General features: G+C 47.3%; 17 protein-coding genes. 10 read left to right on the top strand and 7 right to left on the bottom strand.

The genetic code is table 11. The features are described 5' to 3' along the window. Window positions 1-289: 289 nt before the first annotated feature. From ACJJI1_RS20360 to ACJJI1_RS20350, 3 genes are all read right to left on the bottom strand, one after another. On the bottom strand, window positions 290-1315 hold the full coding sequence (locus tag ACJJI1_RS20360) for an HlyD family secretion protein (RefSeq protein ID WP_444957827.1): 1026 nt from the start codon (window positions 1313-1315) through the stop codon (window positions 290-292). Window positions 1316-1320: 5 nt separating this feature from the next. Continuing rightward, window positions 1321-2586 (bottom strand): glycosyltransferase family 2 protein, encoded by a 1266-nt coding sequence (locus ACJJI1_RS20355; RefSeq protein ID WP_444894014.1) that lies wholly within the window; start codon window positions 2584-2586, stop codon window positions 1321-1323. A 447-nt stretch (window positions 2587-3033) separates the two neighbouring features. Continuing rightward, complete coding sequence (locus tag ACJJI1_RS20350; RefSeq protein WP_444957826.1) at window positions 3034-3312, bottom strand: hypothetical protein; 279 nt, start codon at window positions 3310-3312, stop codon at window positions 3034-3036. 144 nt (window positions 3313-3456) lie between these two features. Between ACJJI1_RS20350 and norR the strand changes: the two genes are divergently transcribed. Next, a complete protein-coding gene (gene norR / locus ACJJI1_RS20345) occupies window positions 3457-5028 on the top strand; it encodes a nitric oxide reductase transcriptional regulator NorR (protein ID WP_444913158.1) in 1572 nt (523 codons plus the stop codon). Between the two features lie 23 nt (window positions 5029-5051). Continuing rightward, complete coding sequence (locus ACJJI1_RS20340) at window positions 5052-5324, top strand: hypothetical protein (protein WP_444957825.1); 273 nt, start codon at window positions 5052-5054, stop codon at window positions 5322-5324. A gap of 96 nt (window positions 5325-5420) precedes the next feature. Here the strand turns inward: ACJJI1_RS20340 and ACJJI1_RS20335 are convergent, their stop codons facing one another. Together ACJJI1_RS20335 and ACJJI1_RS20330 are read right to left on the bottom strand one after the other, a co-directional pair. Then, complete coding sequence (locus ACJJI1_RS20335) at window positions 5421-5885, bottom strand: energy transducer TonB (protein WP_444957824.1); 465 nt, start codon at window positions 5883-5885, stop codon at window positions 5421-5423. 168 nt (window positions 5886-6053) lie between these two features. Further along, complete coding sequence (locus tag ACJJI1_RS20330; RefSeq protein WP_444957823.1) at window positions 6054-8240, bottom strand: heavy metal translocating P-type ATPase; 2187 nt, start codon at window positions 8238-8240, stop codon at window positions 6054-6056. 77 nt (window positions 8241-8317) lie between these two features. Here ACJJI1_RS20330 and cadR point away from each other — a divergent pair, with 77 nt between their 5' ends. From cadR to ACJJI1_RS20315, 3 genes are all read left to right on the top strand, one after another. After that, window positions 8318-8752: a Cd(II)/Pb(II)-responsive transcriptional regulator gene (gene cadR, locus ACJJI1_RS20325; RefSeq protein WP_444957822.1), complete on the top strand. Its 435-nt coding sequence runs from the start codon at window positions 8318-8320 to the stop codon at window positions 8750-8752. Between the two features lie 21 nt (window positions 8753-8773). Further along, on the top strand, window positions 8774-9610 hold the full coding sequence (locus ACJJI1_RS20320) for a metallophosphoesterase (protein ID WP_444957821.1): 837 nt from the start codon (window positions 8774-8776) through the stop codon (window positions 9608-9610). A 104-nt stretch (window positions 9611-9714) separates the two neighbouring features. Continuing rightward, on the top strand, window positions 9715-10119 hold the full coding sequence (locus ACJJI1_RS20315; RefSeq protein WP_444913153.1) for an acyl-CoA thioesterase: 405 nt from the start codon (window positions 9715-9717) through the stop codon (window positions 10117-10119). Window positions 10120-10158: 39 nt separating this feature from the next. On the opposite strand, the gene ACJJI1_RS20310 is transcribed toward ACJJI1_RS20315, so the two are convergent. Continuing rightward, on the bottom strand, window positions 10159-10596 hold the full coding sequence (locus tag ACJJI1_RS20310) for a cupin domain-containing protein (RefSeq protein ID WP_444957820.1): 438 nt from the start codon (window positions 10594-10596) through the stop codon (window positions 10159-10161). 11 nt (window positions 10597-10607) lie between these two features. Beyond that, window positions 10608-11783 (bottom strand): thiolase family protein, encoded by a 1176-nt coding sequence (locus tag ACJJI1_RS20305; RefSeq protein WP_444957819.1) that lies wholly within the window; start codon window positions 11781-11783, stop codon window positions 10608-10610. Window positions 11784-12013: 230 nt separating this feature from the next. Between ACJJI1_RS20305 and ACJJI1_RS20300 the strand changes: the two genes are divergently transcribed. The 5 genes from ACJJI1_RS20300 to ACJJI1_RS20280 all read left to right on the top strand — a co-directional run bounded on the left by ACJJI1_RS20300 (window position 12014) and on the right by ACJJI1_RS20280 (window position 17434). After that, entirely contained in the window at window positions 12014-12874 is an 861-nt protein-coding gene (locus ACJJI1_RS20300) for a LysR substrate-binding domain-containing protein (RefSeq protein ID WP_444957818.1), read from the top strand. 127 nt (window positions 12875-13001) lie between these two features. Next, a complete protein-coding gene (locus ACJJI1_RS20295; protein ID WP_444957817.1) occupies window positions 13002-13937 on the top strand; it encodes an alpha/beta fold hydrolase in 936 nt (311 codons plus the stop codon). Further along, window positions 13930-14784, top strand: coding sequence for an alpha/beta hydrolase family protein (locus ACJJI1_RS20290; RefSeq protein WP_444957816.1), 855 nt, complete (start codon window positions 13930-13932; stop codon window positions 14782-14784). The genes ACJJI1_RS20295 and ACJJI1_RS20290 overlap by 8 nt, the downstream gene beginning before the upstream one ends. Window positions 14785-15048: 264 nt before the next feature. Then, on the top strand, window positions 15049-15879 hold the full coding sequence (locus ACJJI1_RS20285; protein ID WP_444957815.1) for an IQM protein middle domain-containing protein: 831 nt from the start codon (window positions 15049-15051) through the stop codon (window positions 15877-15879). A 250-nt stretch (window positions 15880-16129) separates the two neighbouring features. Continuing rightward, window positions 16130-17434 (top strand): hypothetical protein, encoded by a 1305-nt coding sequence (locus tag ACJJI1_RS20280; RefSeq protein WP_444957814.1) that lies wholly within the window; start codon window positions 16130-16132, stop codon window positions 17432-17434. The last annotated feature ends 286 nt before the right edge of the window (window positions 17435-17720 follow it).

The following is a 17720-nucleotide window of genomic DNA, read 5'->3' as shown; positions in this document are numbered from 1 at the left end:
CCAGCGAAAAAAGCTATATTCGTCACTTAAAAAGGAGATGCTGATTCCTCCACACCTATATAACAGCTGGCGTTTGAAAGATTAACTGAGTGTTTTAGCTTATTTCATGCCAGTTATACGTAACTGTGTAGCCTGTAGTGTATATGGCGTCCCTTTAACTGAATAGATTGTTGAGTATTTAAGAAAAGATAGGTGAAAAATTGGCAATAGGCAGGGATAGGTGCCCTACGTCCCTGGCAGGAATTAGGAATAATTGTATGACATAGAAGGTAGTCGTCATCTGGGGAAGTTAATTAATAAATTTATCAATAATGACATCAATCCAGTCAATCTTTAGGGTTATGGTAACTTTCTCGTTCACCGGAAATTTTGATGGGTCAAGTAAGACTATTTTCGCTAACTGATTACGCGATGTGGGCTTGAATGTATTTTGGAACTCCTGGGGTAGTGCGGCTGAGAGGGGGATCATTTCTACAAGTACCCCTTTGTCTTTAAAGCGTCCACCAGTAACCAATACCTCCATTCCAGGCTTGATCACGAATTGATATTGATTGGGTAGATAGGCTAGGACATAGGCTTCCCCGGTGTAGATAGACATAAGGGGCTCCCCAGCATCATAGACATTGCCGACATGGGGGACTGAAGCCCCAACTAGACCAGAAGTGGGGCTTTGAATAATACCGTTATTGTAATGCTCCTCCAGTTTTCTTAGCGCTTGTTCGGAGCGATAAATTGCCTCATCAACAGATCTACGTTTTCCTTCCAGGGTGGCGCTTTCAACTTGTAATTTTACCAGGGTCTCACTGGCCTCGAAGTTATCTTTCAATACATCTTGGTAACCGACTTCGCTGACTACTCCTCTATTTGCAAGTTTATTGATTCTATCTACGATTCGGCCAATTTGTACTTTACGCTCCTTGGCGGGAGTGAGTAGTTTTTTTGCAGTCTCTGCCAATAAAGTGAATTCAGCAGAAATCTGTATTAGGTTAGCTTGGCGGGTGGAGAGATCGGCGATTCGCTCCAGTAGCTCCATTGATTCAATCCTTAAGAGTAGCTCGCCCTCTCGAACAGCTTGCCCTTCATCTACGGCAACCTCTACCACTTTTACCAAGTAGCCCATTTCAATAACGCTTTGATCGCGTAGTACTAACCCATCGCTTCGCAGTAAAAACCAGTCACCCCATATATAGCGAATAACGCCAATACCAAATAGGATTAGCATGGCTAAATATATTCGACGGCTTGCAGAACCCCGGGTTTTTCGCTGTTCACTTTCGAAACTATCAGGGCGTAATCGTTTTCGCAGAGCCTTCATAAAAACTACTCGCGAACACGATGGACTTTTAGTGGTGCGAAAGAATCTTTATAGGATGTTCTAAAAATCCACTCCTGCACATATGCGTAGAGTCGAACAACTCTCATGAAGTTTACATAAAAGATGCTGTAAGCTGGAATATAAGGCCAAAGGGGAAGTGATTTAACTTTTGGAGTCGCATAAGAGGCTAAAGCAAAGGTAATTGTATCGAGCGCAATTAATACAACCTGGGCCCCAGCCAAAATAAACCAGGCATTTTCGCCATAACGCACGAATAGCCAGATTAAATAGACTGGTAAAGCTATTGCGGCAATAACATTAAAAACCAGGAATTCATATTGGTGAAAAAACTCTTTTAGCTGCATTCCTTGGCGGAACGGATTAATAAAATGCAGGTACTTGCGGTAGCGAAGACGAATAGCATCCCGTTCCCACCTAAAGCGCTGGCGCATTAGAACGGTTATGCTGGTGGGAACATCGGTATAACAAATCGCCTCAGGTGCAAATTCCACTTTCCAACCGTAATCCCGCAAACGAAAGGTGATATCTAAGTCTTCTCCTCCGCCGGCATCAAAGCCGCCAATTTGATTCATTGCGGATACCCTAAAAGCACTGAAGGCACCGGAGGCACAACACATTTGGTCGAGCATCGCTAGAGAGTGTCGCCCCAAGCAAATACTGATTACATATTCAATGGCCTGGAATGAGCTGAGTATATTTTCTGTGGAGTTTCGGACAATTACATTACCAGAAACCACGCCAACCCTGGGATCTGCAAAGCCTTGCATCACGTATTTCATAGCGTGGCGATCGAAGGTGCAATCGCAATCAATTGATGCGATAAAGTCGCCAGTTGAAAATCTCTGTCCTAAGTTGAGGGCTGAGGCCTTGCCTCCACGCAGTTCTGTTGCATGAGCGCCATCCAAGCGGCCCTTGTTTTGCAGGTAGTGAATATCGTCTCGGGTTTTATCTGTGGAGCCATCGCTGATTGCGATGACTTCATAGGGGATATAGCTTTGTTCCTGTAAGCGTTCGCCGCACTTTTCAATAGAGTTTTCTTCGTTGTGACCGGCGATGACTGCAGTGAGTCTGCCCAGGGATTCAATGTCCTCCTCGTACTCTGGTTTTGTGGCGAAAAAGAATACCGAGGTAAAAAACGACATTAAATATCTAGGGAATTCCAATACCACCACGATCCAAAACATCGTAAAGAGGGTGGCGTAGCTCTGAGTGGCAAAGAAAGTAATTCCATCATCGATCATTTCCCACATTTAGGTCTGCTCCTGAATAAGCGAATATAGACCCCGGCTATTGCTGTTACCTATCTGTGATGTGGTAGTGATCTTATTAGGAGAACAGCGAGTGTCTCGCGGTACCTCGCTTGGGTGGACTAGGGGGCGAGCATGGAAGGTTGGTCTTACACTTGGCTTCCATTCACTGGTAAGGGATATCAGCTCACTGCTTATAAAGGCTAAGCCCAATTTTGATACCCCCTGACTTTGGCCCTTTATGCTATAGAGCCTGTAAAAGAGACCTTGGCTCAACCAGAGGGGCAGCCATAAGTCTCCCTAGAAGGAAATGCTATCTCTGAGACTGTCAGTATAGTCCACGGTGGTTTGAGGTGTCGGGCAATGCTGAACCCCAGAGCCAGCAGGGGCTCTGGGTTGATTTATTCGCTGCTATTAGGAAGGGGGAATTTGGAGGCGGTGGTTCAGCCTTTATCGAACCTCAAGGTCCAGGTTGTATTGAGCAACCACACGACCTATGTAGCCCAGTTTTAGAAACGTCGCACTAATCACCATGAAGATATGTCCTGCGACTTGCGCGGGAATTGAAAATAAGTGCGATAGGGGATAGCAGATAACAATCGTCAGAATAAGCAGGGGAACTGACAGAAGCAGCGTAAAGTTACCGGCTTTTAGCAGAAGCTTGAAACGCTCACGCAGTAAGGGGTTTTCCGTATTCAGCATATCGGCCTCAGATTCAAACGGCGTCAATCTATCTTTAGCAACTGCTATGCCAAATATAAATGCCAATAAAAACAAGGGGTTATGGTTTATTCTTGGTATTTGTGTGTCAAATTGACCTTTATGGTTACTGTGTCATAATGACTCTAAAAGGTCTTTTGGACTGATTTGGCTATGGTAGATACCAACGCAACCTTACTGCTCGAAGTGGCTCTGGACCTGGCTAACAGCCTTAACAACAGCGATCGCTTTGAGCGCCTGCTGTCTACTATCCGCAAAGCGATCAAATGCGATGCCGTTGCCTTGCTTGGGCTCAACGGCGATACACTCACTCCTCTCGCAGTTCAGGGGCTTGCCCGAAGGACTCTGGGGCGGCGATTCCTGATTGATGAGCATCCACGGCTTGCGCAAATCTGCGCCTCGGAACACCCGGTCCGCTTCCCATCTGACTGTCAGCTGCCAGATCCCTTCGATGGTTTGCTGTTGGATAGGGAGGGAGATCTTCCCGTGCACTCTTGTATGGGCTTGCCTCTCTATTCAGATAACCATCTGATTGGTCTGGTAACAGTGGATAGCATGTCTGCGGATGCCTATGCCCGAATCAGTGATCGAACCCTGGAGCTGATAGCCGCGCTGTCTGCGGCCACTTTACGCACAGCTTTAGAGCTAAAGGCCCTGTCACACTCCGCCGAGCATGCCGAGCAATTGGTGAAAGATCTGACCCAGCAGGCTCTGGAGCGGGATGGAGGTGAATTAATTGGTGAGAGCGAGGAAATGCAGTCCCTGCGCAGTGAGATAGAGCTGGTGGCTGGGTCGGATTACAACGTGCTGATTCTCGGTGAAACGGGAGTGGGGAAAGAGCTGGTGGCCCGTACCGTCCACAGGTTGTCGGCTCGCAAGGAGAAGCCCTTAGTCTATTTGAACTGCGCTTCCCTGACTGAAACCCTGGCGGAAGCTGAACTTTTTGGCCACTCAAAAGGGGCCTTCACCGGCGCAGATCGTGAGAGGCCCGGTAAATTTTTACTGGCGAACGGCGGCACTATTTTCCTGGATGAGGTTGGCGAGTTACCGCTTGTGGTGCAGAGCAAATTGTTGCGTGTATTGCAAAGTGGTGAGATTCAGCCGGTAGGTAAGGATACGGTACAGCATGTAGATGTTCGTATTGTAGCGGCGACTAATAGGGATTTACGCAAAGGGATTGAAAACGGTACTTTCCGAGCTGATCTCTACCACCGCCTCTCTGTATATCCCCTTGAAGTCCCACCGCTATGTCGGAGGGGTAATGATGTCCTGCTGTTGGCAGACTACTTCTTGGAGCGCTCCCGCAGGAAGCTGGGTTTTCGTCAGTTGCGTCTCAGTACAGAGGCCACCAATAAGCTACAGCGATACGCTTGGCCGGGTAATGTTCGCGAGCTGGAACATATTATCAGCCGCGCAGCCCTTAGGGCCCGCAAAGGTAGCTCTCCAGAAGCTATTGTTGCCATTACTGCAGCACAAATTGAAATTCCCGATGACTTGGTTATTCAGAAGCCTCCGCGGAAACCGGTAGAGTCGCTGTCTGAGGCTACTGATTTAAGGGGGGAAACGGAAAACTATCAGCGCGAACTCATTGGGCGTGCTCTAGCTGAGACCGATGGGAACTGGAGTAAAGCGGCCAAATTACTATCGGTAGACCGAGGGAACTTGGTGCGTCTCGCCAAAAGGTTGGGTGTTTACATCAAGAAAGAGGTTGTTCGAGGTAAGTAATCTATATGAAGCAAGGGGTTGCAATGTTGATTAGCGATAAAGGATTACGGTTTTCGCTGGTTGTAGGGGGAATTTCCCTGACTATCGGCTTACTGGCATTTGCGTATAACTGGAAAATAATTGGTGGGGGTTGGCCGTATTTCGGTACATTTTTATTTCCAGGCAATCTTGTACTGTCATTCTTCTCTGAAGAAATAGATTTCTGGCCAAAGTTTGCACTTCAGATGAGTGGCCAGTTTCTGGTTCCTTTTTTGCTGGCCCGTAGCCTTATTAGTTTTAGACACTGGTGGAATTGATAAGGGGTATTACGATTTGCATGTGATATTACTCCAAGCATTTGATAGAAGGCTAGAGCTGTAAATACTTATACTTGCGATCTTGTATAAAAATAACTAAATCGCTAGCCACAATAAATATGCAAAAAATGTTTCTTGGCTATCAGGTTGACTCTCGGCAATATTATAAATGACTTTGGTTCTAATGTTATTGAATTCTTCTGGAGTTGCTTCATATTTAAAGTGTTTTGCTGTCTGGATAGCAGATTCTTCAAAGAAACCCGAGGGCTTACTTTTAATAACTCGGGGGTCTACCGGATCGCCGTTTTTATTAATGTCATACTCAACAATTACGTAGCCTTCCATCTGCTTTTCCAGCGCTTCTTGTGGGTATATTGGCAGTGATTTGTAAACAGAAACAGGCCCGCCTTTCTCTCTTGCCATTTCCCTGTCTTCAATGCTGGATTTATAAAAGTCAATGTACTGGGGGCATTCGTCGTAAGAGCTGCAATTTTTGCTTGTTGGAGAGTCAGTACAACTGCAAAGAAGAAAAATAATAGATATCAGGGCTAATTTGTTCAAAACTATTAATCTTCTTTGCACTTATTGAAATGGCAAGTGTAACACCCTATAGATTTTCTCTGTAGCTGTTAAATAGCAAGTAATCTATCCGGTATCTAGCGGAGTTAACGGAAAGACTGTATTGCTGAATTAGTACGGTTAACTAGAAAAGCCGTATATCAAACCGGCTCATTTCCTCATCACTCTCAACCCATTAAAAACCACGAGCAGGCTGGTCCCCATATCGGCAAAAACAGCCATCCACATGGTTGCCTCTCCGGCAAAAGCAAGCACTAGAAAGACCGCTTTTATGCCCAGCGCCAAGATAATGTTCTGCCAAAGAATATGGGCCGTTGAACGAGATAGTTGGATAAAGGTGGCGATCTTGCCCAGATTGTCGTCCATCAGGGCCACATCAGCAGTTTCTATTGCTGTGTCGGTTCCCGTTGCTCCCATAGCAAACCCTATATCAGCACGTGCCAAGGCGGGGGCATCGTTAATGCCATCGCCAACCATGCCAACCTGGCCTTTTCCAGATAGAGCCTCCACCTCTCTGAGCTTGTCTTCCGGCAGTAGGTTGCCTTCAGCCCGATCGATGCCGACTTGCTTGGCAATCGCATCTGCAGTGTGCTGGTTGTCCCCGGAAAGCATCAGTGTTTTCACGCCCAGCTTGTGAAGGCTCTCAATGGCGTGTTGGCTCGATTCCTTCACGGTATCGGCGACAGCAAATATCGCCAGAACGGAGTTCTCCCGGGTCAGCATCACAACAGTCTTCCCTTCTTCCTCAAGGGTTCCCAATTGGCGCTCCAGCTCGGCGGAGCAAATGCCCAATTCTTCAATAAGCCGGTGGTTACCCAGGTAGCACTGATCTCCCTGAATTCTGCCCCTGACGCCGCGCCCGGCCAGGGCTTCAAAACTATCCACTTCTTGTAGGCGTTCGTGGGGAATCTGGGCAAACTCAAGTACGGCCCTGGATACCGGATGATCGGAACGCTCGGCTAGGCTCGCCGCCAGGGTTTGTACCTCTTCCGCTGGCATTGGCGCTATCACTTTAAAATCCGTGACGGTTGGCAGGCCTTGGGTGATGGTTCCAGTTTTATCCAATGCTAACCAGCGAAGGTGGCGCCCCTGCTCAAGGTAGGCCCCGCCTTTGACAAGGATTCCGTGGCGGGTGGCCGATGCCAAGCCGCTTACGATGGTGACAGGAGTTGCGATCACCAGTGCGCAGGGGCAGGCGATGACCAGTAGCACGAGTGCACGATAGATCCACTCCATCCAGCTGCCAGCAAAAATCAGCGGCGGTATTACTGCGGTAGCCAGTGCCACTGCAAATACCAGGGGTGTATACCAGCGGGCGAATTGGTCGACAAAGCGCTGGGTTGGCGCGCGACTACCTTGTGCGGCTTCCACCGCATGAATGATTCGGGCGAGCAGGTTATCGTTGGCAGCAGCCGTAGATTGGTACTCGAGTGCCCCGGATTCGTTGATACTGCCGGCGAAAAGTTCATCTCCAGGGCCTTTGTCTACCGGAAGGCTCTCTCCGGTAATTGGGGCCTGGTTTACTGCTGAATTGCCGCGTATTACTTCCCCATCTAGAGCGATACGTTCGCCGGGGCGCACCCGGATGGTTGTGCCAACCGGAACAGTCTTGGCTGACATGGAAACCCACTCGCCATCTGGCCCCTGTACGGTGGCGGTTTCCGGGGCCAGGTCCATTAACTCCCGAATCGCATTGCGGGCACGATCCAGGGATTTGGCTTCAATTAATTCTGCCAGGGTGAATAACACCATCACCATTGCCGCTTCGGGCCAGTGACCGATAAGCAGGGCGCCGGTGACCGCGATGGACATCAGCGCGTTCATATTCAGGTTGCGATTGCTGAGCGCAATCCAGCCCTTTTTGTAGGTCGTGAGTCCGCCGCCAGCGATAGCGGCCAGGGCCAGTATCATTACCAGCCAATTGTTTCCCCCCTGTAACCAGAATACGACCTCGGAGGCAATCGCCGCCAAACCGGCCGCGCCCAATAACCACCAGTTTGCATGGGTGGCAGGTGGCGCGGAATCGATGTCATCTTCCGTGGCCAGGCGTGCGTCCAGGTCAAGAGGGGTTAGGGTGTTGAGGATCTTGCTCTCCATACCTGGCGCGTGGCGCACCTGTAGGATTCGCTGCACCAGATTAAAGTCCAGCTGGTAAATTCCCTGCATGCCAGAGAGCTTGGCGCGTATCAACCCCTCTTCAGTGGGGCAGTCCATCTTGCTGATGGAGAACAGGGACAGGTCACCTTTGTCGCTGTTGTTATTGGTGTTTTGAATCGGCGTCATGGTTGCGGCTTGGGTTGCCCCGCTGCAGCCACAGCTGGAATCGCGCTTGACCATTATTCACTCTCGGATAGATCAGTCGGTGAGCCAGTATTACAATCCCTCTAGTAACTATAGAGTCAAGAGGGAGTGGCATGGCTTACAAAATTGGTGAAGCTGCCAGGAGAGTGGGCTGCAAAGTGGAAACGGTTCGTTACTACGAGCAGGCAGGGCTACTGCCAGAGCCCGCTCGCTCAGAGGGTAATTTCCGGCTCTACTCAGAGTCTCACCTGGAACAACTGCGTTTTATTCGCCACTGTCGTTCTCTGGATATCCCCCTCGAGGATATTCGCAACCTGTTGAGATTAAAAGAGACTCCATCGCAAAGCTGCACTGATATTGATAGCGTGGTTGATGATCAAATTCAAAGAGTCGAAAAACAACTGGAATCGCTCAAGCAGTTGCGAAAAAGCTTGGTAGATTTACGCAATCGATGTGAGGGTGGCCAGGCAATTAATGCCTGTGACATTATGCGGGAGCTGACAGATTGTAGCTGTCATGGCCATCTGGCAAATAATAATGAGTGTTAGTCGTAAATTTTGGGCCTTGTTTTGAGTAAGTGGCGTATAACTTTTATCGTATTATTTTGTATTGGTTTGTTGTTGGCCGTATGGGCATTTATCGTTGAGCCAGCAAGTTTCCGAATTAATGAAGATGATATTGTCGTAGATACCTGGCCAAAGGAATGTAACGGGCTAAGGGTCGCGATACTTGCTGACCTGCATGTAGGTTCCCCTTACAAGGGGCGGAAGAGCTTACAAAACCTGGTTGAGACTGTTAATAAAAGCCAACCCGACCTTATTCTCCTACCCGGTGACTTTGTTATTCAGGGGGTTGTTGGAGGTAAATTTGTTCCGCCGGAGGATGCAGCGGGAATTCTTAAAGAACTCAAGGCCCCGATGGGGGTGTTTGCCGTATTGGGAAATCATGATTGGTGGCTTGATGCAGCGCGGGTTGAGCAATCCCTTGAAAACCAGGGAATTTCAGTGCTTGAGGATAAGTCAGTAAGTCTGGTTAGTAGCGAATGTAAATTACGACTAGTGGGAATCAGTGATTTTTGGGAGGGGCCTCACGATGTTAAAAAAGCAATGCAGGGGATAGATGAAGGTGAGACGATATTGGCCTTCACTCATAATCCGGATATTTTCCCCGAACTGCCTGCGGAGCTGTCATTGACTATCGCCGGGCATACTCACGGGGGCCAGGTCTACTTGCCGTTTATTGGGCGGCCCATAGTACCTTCAAGTTACGGGCAGCGTTTTGCTATTGGGCATATTGTTGAAGGTGATAAACACCTCTATGTAAGCCCTGGGGTAGGGACCAGTATTTTGCCAGTACGTTTCCTGGTGCCACCAGAAGTAACTGTATTATCCATATTTGGTCCTTGAGGTTTGATCTCTCAATGATGGATTTGGGTAGGTGGTTTGGTAGGAATGGAGCGGGGACCTTCACATATAATTCCAGCCCAGATAAGAAATATCGGGTTGATACGATGATAACAGTCAAACGAAAAGTACTGTTCGGGGATTGTGATCCCGAGGGAATCGTATACACCCCAAGGTTCTCATCGTTTGCACTTGAGGCAACTCATGATGCAATGGCTGTTCTGCTTGAAGGGCCTGCTATCGCCAGAATGAAACAACTGGGTTTTCTTACACCTGTAAGAGCTTTTAACCTGGAATTTCTATCCCCTGTAACCTGGGATCAAGAATTAAGTATCCATGTTTCTGTTGCGGATATTGGTAATCACTCTTTTACGTTTCAAACGAAAGGCTTTTTGGATAATGGGATACTAGCGTTCACCGCCAATATTACCTATGTCACCCTGTCATCCCCTGAAAAGCTAAAGACCCCATTACCTGGCTATCTTAGAGAGGCCCTGCTGCGCGTCAGTTAGCTGCCAATTCATTGGCAAGTTATTAGAGTAGGGTGCTTCCTAATTATCTTTTTGAAAGACCGTTGTCGGAATTCCCTTAGCACCAGCGTAAAAAATGATAAGTGTCGCCGGCTTGTCGCCTTCATTGCGCCCAAAATGCCACATATCGGTGACTTCAACGTAGGCTTTCCCCTCATCCAAAGTTAGGCTTTTACCCTGGTCAACGAGGGTAACTTTTAAAATGCCTTCGGCAACATAGACGCTATTAGGTACGGGGTGTTTGTGCACTGGTAGCCGTGCGCCGGGCTCAATTGTCACACGCACCACAGAGAGCTCTGGCTGCCCCTCTGGATATTGGGGTAGGGTATCTCCGGCCCAATCCTTGGTCGCTTCTACCAGTGTGTCAAATTTTACCCCCTGCATATTTTCCTGTAGATAACCCACCAAGGGGAGCAGTAGCAATAATACTAGGGCAGCCATAGGCTTCCAGGTATTCATGGGGCGACTCCTTATCGCTCTAAGTAAGCAGCCGTCGCCATGCCGCCGGCAGTGCAGACACCAATAATTGCCCGATGGGCGTCGCGCCGGCCCAATTCTAATAGCGTTGAACCCAGATAGCGGATGCCCGACATACCGTAGGGGTGGCCGAGCGCAATAGCACCGCCATTAACATTGGTAATGTCCCAAGGGGTTTTGAGTTCAGCCTGGTTGTATAGGGTGGTTACGGCAAAAGCTTCATGTAGCTCCCAAAGGTCAATCATATCCTGGGTGAGTTGGTGGCGTTTCATAAGGCGACTGATCGCTGGCGCCACCGCAATACTCATCTCTTTTGGCGCTACCGCTCCCAGCTGCATGCCGCGAAATAGCCCCAGAATAGGCAGGTTTCTCTGCGCTGCCAGTTCAGCATCCATCATGACGACCGCTGCGGCCCCATCGGATAACTGGGACGCATTACCGGGAGTTATCGTCCCCCCTGTGTTTACGGGCTCCAGCGCAGAGAGGGCTTCCATGGTTGTGCCGGGGCGGGGGCCTTCATCTTCTGACAAGGTGACTTTCAGGCGATTGGTTTCGCCACTCTCCTTATCTTTCACTGCCATTACTGTATCAAACGGCGTGATTTCCTCGGCAAACTTTCCGGCCTTTTGAGCTTCGGCAACACGCTTTTGTGATTCAACCACATAGCGATCCTGGTCTTCGCGACTGATGTTGTATTGATCGGCGACATAGTCGGCCGTTTGGATCATGGTCCACCAAACTGCCGGCACTTTCTTTTGTAGGGGCTCATAGACAAAATGGTTCAGGTTCAAGTTGAACTGCACCAGGCTGATACTCTCGACGCCACCGGCCACCCCAATTTGCATTTCGCCTGCGGCAATACGGTTGGCCACAATAGAAGCCGCGTTAAGGCCAGAGCCGCAGTAGCGATTTATAGTAAAACCCGGCACTTGAGACCCAAAGCCGGCAAACAGTGCCGCGTTGCGCGCGACATTGTGCCCGGTAGCTCCCTCGGGTAAGCCGCACCCCAACACAACGTCTTCCACTTCCTGTGGCGTTAAACCCGCCTTATAAACCACCTCCCTCAGGACATGGGCAGCCATAGAAATACCGTGAGTTTCATTCAACGCACCCCGCCTGGCTTTGGCGATGGCAGTTCGGCAATAGGCAACAACGGCGACATCTCTCATGGGTGTAGCTCACACGATCGGGGAGGGGATGTGTTTACATTAGATCAGATAGAGGGGCTTGCAGGAGGGAGGTGAGTTTGGAGTTGCTTTCAAGCGTAACCGCTCCAACGGGAGGGGTTGTTTTGGGCTAGATTCTCCTCAATTTTGGCAGCTAACACGTTGAGGGAGCCTGTAGTACCCATGATAATCTGCCATTCACAAAATAATGGTATGGCATCACAGTATTCTTCATGCGGAAACTTCCCTCGACTAACTTGCTGGTAACCTTTGATGCAGCCGCTCGGCACTTAAGCTTCAAGGACGCTGCACAAGAGCTTCATGTAACACCCTCCGCTGTTGGGCACCAGATACGAGCGCTGGAGGCGGAGTTGCAAACCAAGCTATTTATTCGTTTCAATCGAACTATTGAACTTACGGGTATTGGTAGGGAATACCATCTGAAAATTGCCAAGGCACTGGAAGTGATTCGAAGGGCAACTTTGGATTTACTTGCGCGGGATCAAAATAAAACACTTACCATCCACAGTATTCCATTTCTGACCAATACAGTACTCGCCCCAAATATCAAATCCTTTAAAGCGCTATACCCCACAGTGTGTATTAGTATTGAGTCTCAAATCGCCCGCGCCAGCATAGACCCTGGCGAGCTGCAGGTTGCTATACGTTATGACAAGGAGTCGAATGATGATTTGTGTTACCGGGAGATCTCAAGGGTGCGAATTTCACCGGTTTGCGCGCCGGGTTACTTGAAGAGCGATCGAGCAAATCAGATCCAATTGTCTACAGATAAGCTGGGTTGGCAAAGATGGTCGGCAGATTGGGGCTTATCAGTTGAATTCAATGAGACGCTGACTTGTGATGGCTTACAACCCGTACTCGAGATGGCCGAGCAAGGGTTGGGAGTCGCAATGGGATACTTTCCCGCACTAACGCCTAAAGTCAGATCTGGAGAGCTTGAACTACTCTACCCTGAAAAATTCAGTGAGCTGGCTCCTTTGTATCTTGCCTTTAGCAAGTCATTGGAGGGTAACGAAATTATTGAAGGATTTGTTCGCTGGTTTATAGAAGTTGTCCATTCCCTAGAAGGTTAATCACCTAGCTTTATTTTCCCAGACAAGATTTTCTTGCCTGAGCCTAAGGAAAAACCCATTTGTCGCAGTGTTGTCACTTCCCTAGGATTATCTGATTGAGTATCTAAAGTAATCAGGTGGCCAGAGTATGATATCGGCAGTTATAGATGGCTTTGTGCCGAGTTTGCTTAAAAGTCAAACCCTTAAAGGGTACGCAGCTCACTCAAGAGATGGTATTCAGTTTATGGATTTGGGCTCTTGTGTGATTCGCTATCGAAAGATAGGGCGAGGCAGCCGTGTAATTGTTTTTGAAGCAGATCCGCCAGTTGTTATTGAGCATTATGACTATCTTGTAAGCCAAGTTCCAAGTGATTTCACCGTTGTAATATTTGAACCACCTGGCTTTGGTTTTTCCATTCCTTCAACGAGTCTTGATTATAACTTTGCATCTTTGGTTAGCCTTACCGAGGTGTTTTTACAAAACCTTGCCCTTGGATGTGTGACGCTTGTTGCTCCATGCGTACTCGGCTTTGGAGCAATTGCACTTGCGTACAAGCGTCCAGATTTGCTTGACCACATAGTGCTATCTCAAGTACCGAGCTGGGGAGAAATGTTGAGATGGAAGGAGGGGAGAGATCCACGAGGATTGCTGAGCAAGCCAATTTTAAGTCAGCTGTTGCTAAAAGCTCTGAAACGTAAGCGAACACTTGCCTGGTTTGAAGCTGCGCTAGGGAGGAGTGAGCTGATCACACCGTTTAATGAATTGGCCCAACAAGCCTACCAACATGGAGCAACTTTTAATCTGGCGTCAGCTTTTCAACGATTATTAGTCGGCGAATCTCCTTTGCAGGGTACTCTTTTCTCCAAACCCTTAACAGTGAGAGCCTTATTTCTTTGGGGGGAGCGGGACCTTTCTCATAAATGTACTTGTAAGCATTCAAGTTTGGATATGATCCCGGAGGCCTCTCTACTACGCATAGCAGAAGCTGGACATTTCCCTGAGCTGGAGGCTCCAGATGTGGTGCTGGGTCCTCTCATAAATTTTGTATTAGACCAAGACATGGAGGTCTCAAGTAATGATTGAAGAATGTCGAATAGTAACTCAGGATGGCCTATCTCTCGGGGCAACGCTATTTTCACCAAAAGGTCCGCCTAAAGCGGGGGTAATCATAAATTCGGCTACGGCGGTCAAGCAGGGCTATTATGCTGAATTTGCAAAATTCCTGGCTAAGAATGGCTACTTGGTAGTGACCTATGACTATCGAGGTATAGGTAAGTCTGCGGTTGCCAATCAACGAGACTCCCGACTATCTATGAGCGCGTGGGGAGAGTACGATTTGGCCACTGTTATCGATTGGTCTACTAGCCAATACAAAACGCTAACCTGGCATTGTGTGGGGCATAGTGTAGGGGGCCAAATTATTGGCTTCGCAGATAACAATACCCAACTTGCTAGTGTCTACTGTGTATCCTCCCAAAGCGGGTATTGGGGTCACTGGGGATTGCGTCAGAGGCCCAAAATAATGTTTGCTTGGTTCGCTATGATACCGCTCTTATCAAATATTTTGGGGCAGGTTCCAGGCCTTTTCCTCGGAGGTGAAAGTTTACCCGCAGGTGTTGCCCGGCAGTGGGCCTACTGGGCGCGCCATAAAGATTATATTGTTGACCAGAGAGGTAGCCCCGTACGAGATGGCTTCTCCCGTCTAGAGTGCAATATGAAGTTTCTATACATAGATGATGATATAGATTTTGCTCCACTGCAGGCTGTGAAGGCTCTCAAGGCGTTCTATTGTAATGCAAATACTGAAATACAGATTGTGAATGCTAAAGCCGTGGATACAAAGCCAATAGGTCATTTTGGTTTCTTCACGGCGCGCTACGAAGATAGTTTGTGGAGGGATACTTTAAGTTGGTTGAATGCTGCGGCTTGAGCATCTAGGGAGACCATTTCTATTTTGATTTGGAGGTCGCCCCACTATTTATTCTTCTGTATCAGGTCCTGCTGTTTAGTCTTGGGTGCTCATCTTAAAGTGGGTTTTGATGACTGAATACCCTAAATTTGCGAAGGAAAATATAGCGCGTGCGGGACAATATAGGCATAAATGGCGGCTGAAAGCTCATAAACACCTATTCACAGTGCGTTTTAAGACCACTGTATTCTCCCGCCCTTTACAGTTGCGAAAGAGTTACCGTTAATGGTCGTCAAGAATCTAAAGAAAGTTATTGCTGTGCTTTTGACTGCGCTCCATTGTGGTCAGCCCTCAAGCGGTATGACTTACCGTGATAGGGCATTTATAGTTGAGAGCAGTAAAGTAAATGAAATGCCAGAATACTTAATGGAAGTAGGTCTTTCCAATAGTGTATTACCTAGACCAACTGACTGGTGGTCGGGTGAAAATACATGTAATTATCATGGGGTGAATGGGGGCAGGTGTGCACCAGAAGGTTTCTCCCTGTGGACTTTTACTATGAACGATACGAATAGGGCTAATGAAAGTAGCTCTAGTGTTGCGGTACATGGTAATTCAAAAATAAAAAACTACAGGCTTTTTGAGCTTCATTCAAAATACAAGGGTGAAGATGTAAGGTGTCTTGAAAAATTTAAATATATGTGTCCTGCATATGTTATTTATTACACCGATCTCCAGAGAGAGGGGACGAAACTATCGGTGATGGATGGGAAGATTTATGACTCTACTGGTGAGCTTTTTGATACTAGGCGTGCACAACAGGCAGAAGACTATAATGGTAGAGCTGCTATCTATGTTATGGATAAAAATGGGAATATATATTCAAGTTACTTTTATCCAAAGCCAGTCTTTGCTCATTCGACGTTTCTGGCAGGAGGCAGTGTTGCAGCTGCGGGTGAGATTGTTGCGGAGGGTGGAAAGATAGTTTTTGTTAACACCTGTTCTGGCCATTATCGGCCCACTCCAGTTGCCATTGATCAACTTCGTGCCCAGTTATTGTTGCTAGGATATACGGATATAAGCTTTAGTACTTCGACTGAATGTAGATGGCGGTGAAGGTTGTTTAGCGTATAGTTTTATTTTTGTCTAACTATATTCGAGTATATCTGGAGTGCGGCGATGTGGGTTTTCTAGGCGATTTGCAAGTTTCTTAAGCTATGTGAGCCTTGTTTTTGGCGTTTACAGCTATGTTTTTTTGTGCATGTCTCGTGGTTATCTTGAATCGATTTTTATAGATGTTATGTGGCAATAGCGCTTTCTTGTTCTATACTGTCGGCAGTGATCTCCCTACTGGGAAGAGCCTGCAATGAAAAAAGTAAAACCTTTTCGTAAGCTTGGGGCTCAGGAGGCACTTTTTGTAGAGTTGACCGAAAAGTCAAACGGTGCGGTTCAACTGGCTGTCTTTTTCAGGGCATGTAAGTCTCTCGGCGTCGAAGAATTGCTAAAGGGAATGGAATACCTCCATAACCTGCACCCAATGCTCCGTTCTCGTATAGAAAAAAATCATCATGCTTATTGGTTCTGTGATGTAGCTTTTAAGGCGATACCTTTTGAAATAAAGCATGGTGCATTGCCTTTAAATTATCAGGAAGAGTTCAAGCGATTAGGAAGTAAAGTTCTTAAGCTAGATAAGTATACTTATCGTTTCACGGTTTATGTGAATGAGGATGAAGAAGTAAAGTGGATTGCTTTTATGGTAAGCCATGCTGCCATGGATGGACGCTCCTTATTACTCTTGGTTAGAGATTTGGATCGGTACTTGAGAGGGGGGGCGGAAGATAAATTCTCTGCTTCGATAATGCAAAAATCGGTGGTGGATTATGTTAGTTCCATAAAGCATCTTAAAAAAAGAAAGTCGGCAGTTGGTGACAAAAATGATGTTTCTTCAAAGTGGCCTGTAGAGCAGGCAGTAAACGCTTCCCTTCGAAAGGGATGTTCTATGTATCGTGTCCTCCCCAAAAAATTATGCTCCCATTTACACTTACTTTCAAAGCATGGGAATGTTCAGGTTACCTCTATTTATAATGCCATTGCTGTTATCGCTGCCCGGTCATTACCAGGTTTCTGCTCAACAACAGAGTTAATGTTACCTATAAATGCACAGTACTTGTGTAAACGCCAGATAGATCGAGATGTTATCGGGGAATGTACAACTGTATTAACTATATCCTTATCCTCAGATGAAACTAGTCTCGACTTGTTAGATCTCGCGCGTTTAATTCAAAGAAAAGTCTATTTGCAGTTGAGAAGTGGGCATTTTTTTAAACCTCCACTTGTGCCCGATTACAGCCTTGTTGAGATCGAACATTTGGCTAAAGCTTCTAGTGCTGCAAAAGATTACTTTCCATCTGGGATTTGCGTATCCAATGTAGGGGATATAGGTGAGTATACGGGCCCTTTGACGTTATTTGACTTTGGTGTGGTTATGACCGTTCAAACACATGGAGAGCACCCCATAATGCTAGTGACTTGTACAATAGATGGAGAAGGGGTGTTTGTTTTTGGATATTGCGAACCGCTAGTTAGCAAAGAAAGCGCTCTAAAGTATGTGGAAAAATATATGAAGACACTAAGAGAATTTTCCGAGGGCAGTGATATTTATACAAGTTAGCGATCGGCAAGGCATAACGCGAGTTTAATAAATAGGGTGTAGGTACAATTTCCATATTCAAGCGAGCGTCTATAGATTCTTACGCTCCACCGCCAATTTGAAGTAATTTAGGGCTACCAACCATCCTTGTGCGATAAAGCCCATAGGTTTCGCAAGGAGAAGTAGCGAGATATTGGGTTGGGATTAGGTCTGGTGGAAAGGAAGTGCCGACAGTCGCTTACGCTGTATATCTGTTGGGGTAGAACTGGGGACAGGATTAATACTCTTGATCTAAAAGTGGTCAAAA

This window comes from Microbulbifer maximicatervae (SeqCode), from assembly GCF_052467065.1.
This window is presented reverse-complemented; position numbering and strand designations above follow the sequence as displayed.

What these genes read in the sequence shown, in the direction of transcription:
- ACJJI1_RS20360 (WP_444957827.1), bottom strand. Translation starts at nt 1,315, where the DNA reads ATGAAGGCTCTGCGAAAACGATTACGCCCTGATAGTTTCGAAAGTGAA.
- ACJJI1_RS20355 (WP_444894014.1), bottom strand. Translation starts at nt 2,586, where the DNA reads ATGTGGGAAATGATCGATGATGGAATTACTTTCTTTGCCACTCAGAGC.
- norR (WP_444913158.1), top strand. Translation starts at nt 3,457, where the DNA reads ATGGTAGATACCAACGCAACCTTACTGCTCGAAGTGGCTCTGGACCTG.
- ACJJI1_RS20340 (WP_444957825.1), top strand. Translation starts at nt 5,052, where the DNA reads ATGTTGATTAGCGATAAAGGATTACGGTTTTCGCTGGTTGTAGGGGGA.
- ACJJI1_RS20330 (WP_444957823.1), bottom strand. Translation starts at nt 8,240, where the DNA reads ATGGTCAAGCGCGATTCCAGCTGTGGCTGCAGCGGGGCAACCCAAGCC.
- cadR (WP_444957822.1), top strand. Translation starts at nt 8,318, where the DNA reads ATGGCTTACAAAATTGGTGAAGCTGCCAGGAGAGTGGGCTGCAAAGTG.
- ACJJI1_RS20315 (WP_444913153.1), top strand. Translation starts at nt 9,715, where the DNA reads ATGATAACAGTCAAACGAAAAGTACTGTTCGGGGATTGTGATCCCGAG.
- ACJJI1_RS20310 (WP_444957820.1), bottom strand. Translation starts at nt 10,596, where the DNA reads ATGAATACCTGGAAGCCTATGGCTGCCCTAGTATTATTGCTACTGCTC.
- ACJJI1_RS20305 (WP_444957819.1), bottom strand. Translation starts at nt 11,783, where the DNA reads ATGAGAGATGTCGCCGTTGTTGCCTATTGCCGAACTGCCATCGCCAAA.
- ACJJI1_RS20300 (WP_444957818.1), top strand. Translation starts at nt 12,014, where the DNA reads ATGCGGAAACTTCCCTCGACTAACTTGCTGGTAACCTTTGATGCAGCC.
- ACJJI1_RS20295 (WP_444957817.1), top strand. Translation starts at nt 13,002, where the DNA reads ATGATATCGGCAGTTATAGATGGCTTTGTGCCGAGTTTGCTTAAAAGT.
- ACJJI1_RS20290 (WP_444957816.1), top strand. Translation starts at nt 13,930, where the DNA reads ATGATTGAAGAATGTCGAATAGTAACTCAGGATGGCCTATCTCTCGGG.
- ACJJI1_RS20285 (WP_444957815.1), top strand. Translation starts at nt 15,049, where the DNA reads ATGGTCGTCAAGAATCTAAAGAAAGTTATTGCTGTGCTTTTGACTGCG.
- ACJJI1_RS20280 (WP_444957814.1), top strand. Translation starts at nt 16,130, where the DNA reads ATGAAAAAAGTAAAACCTTTTCGTAAGCTTGGGGCTCAGGAGGCACTT.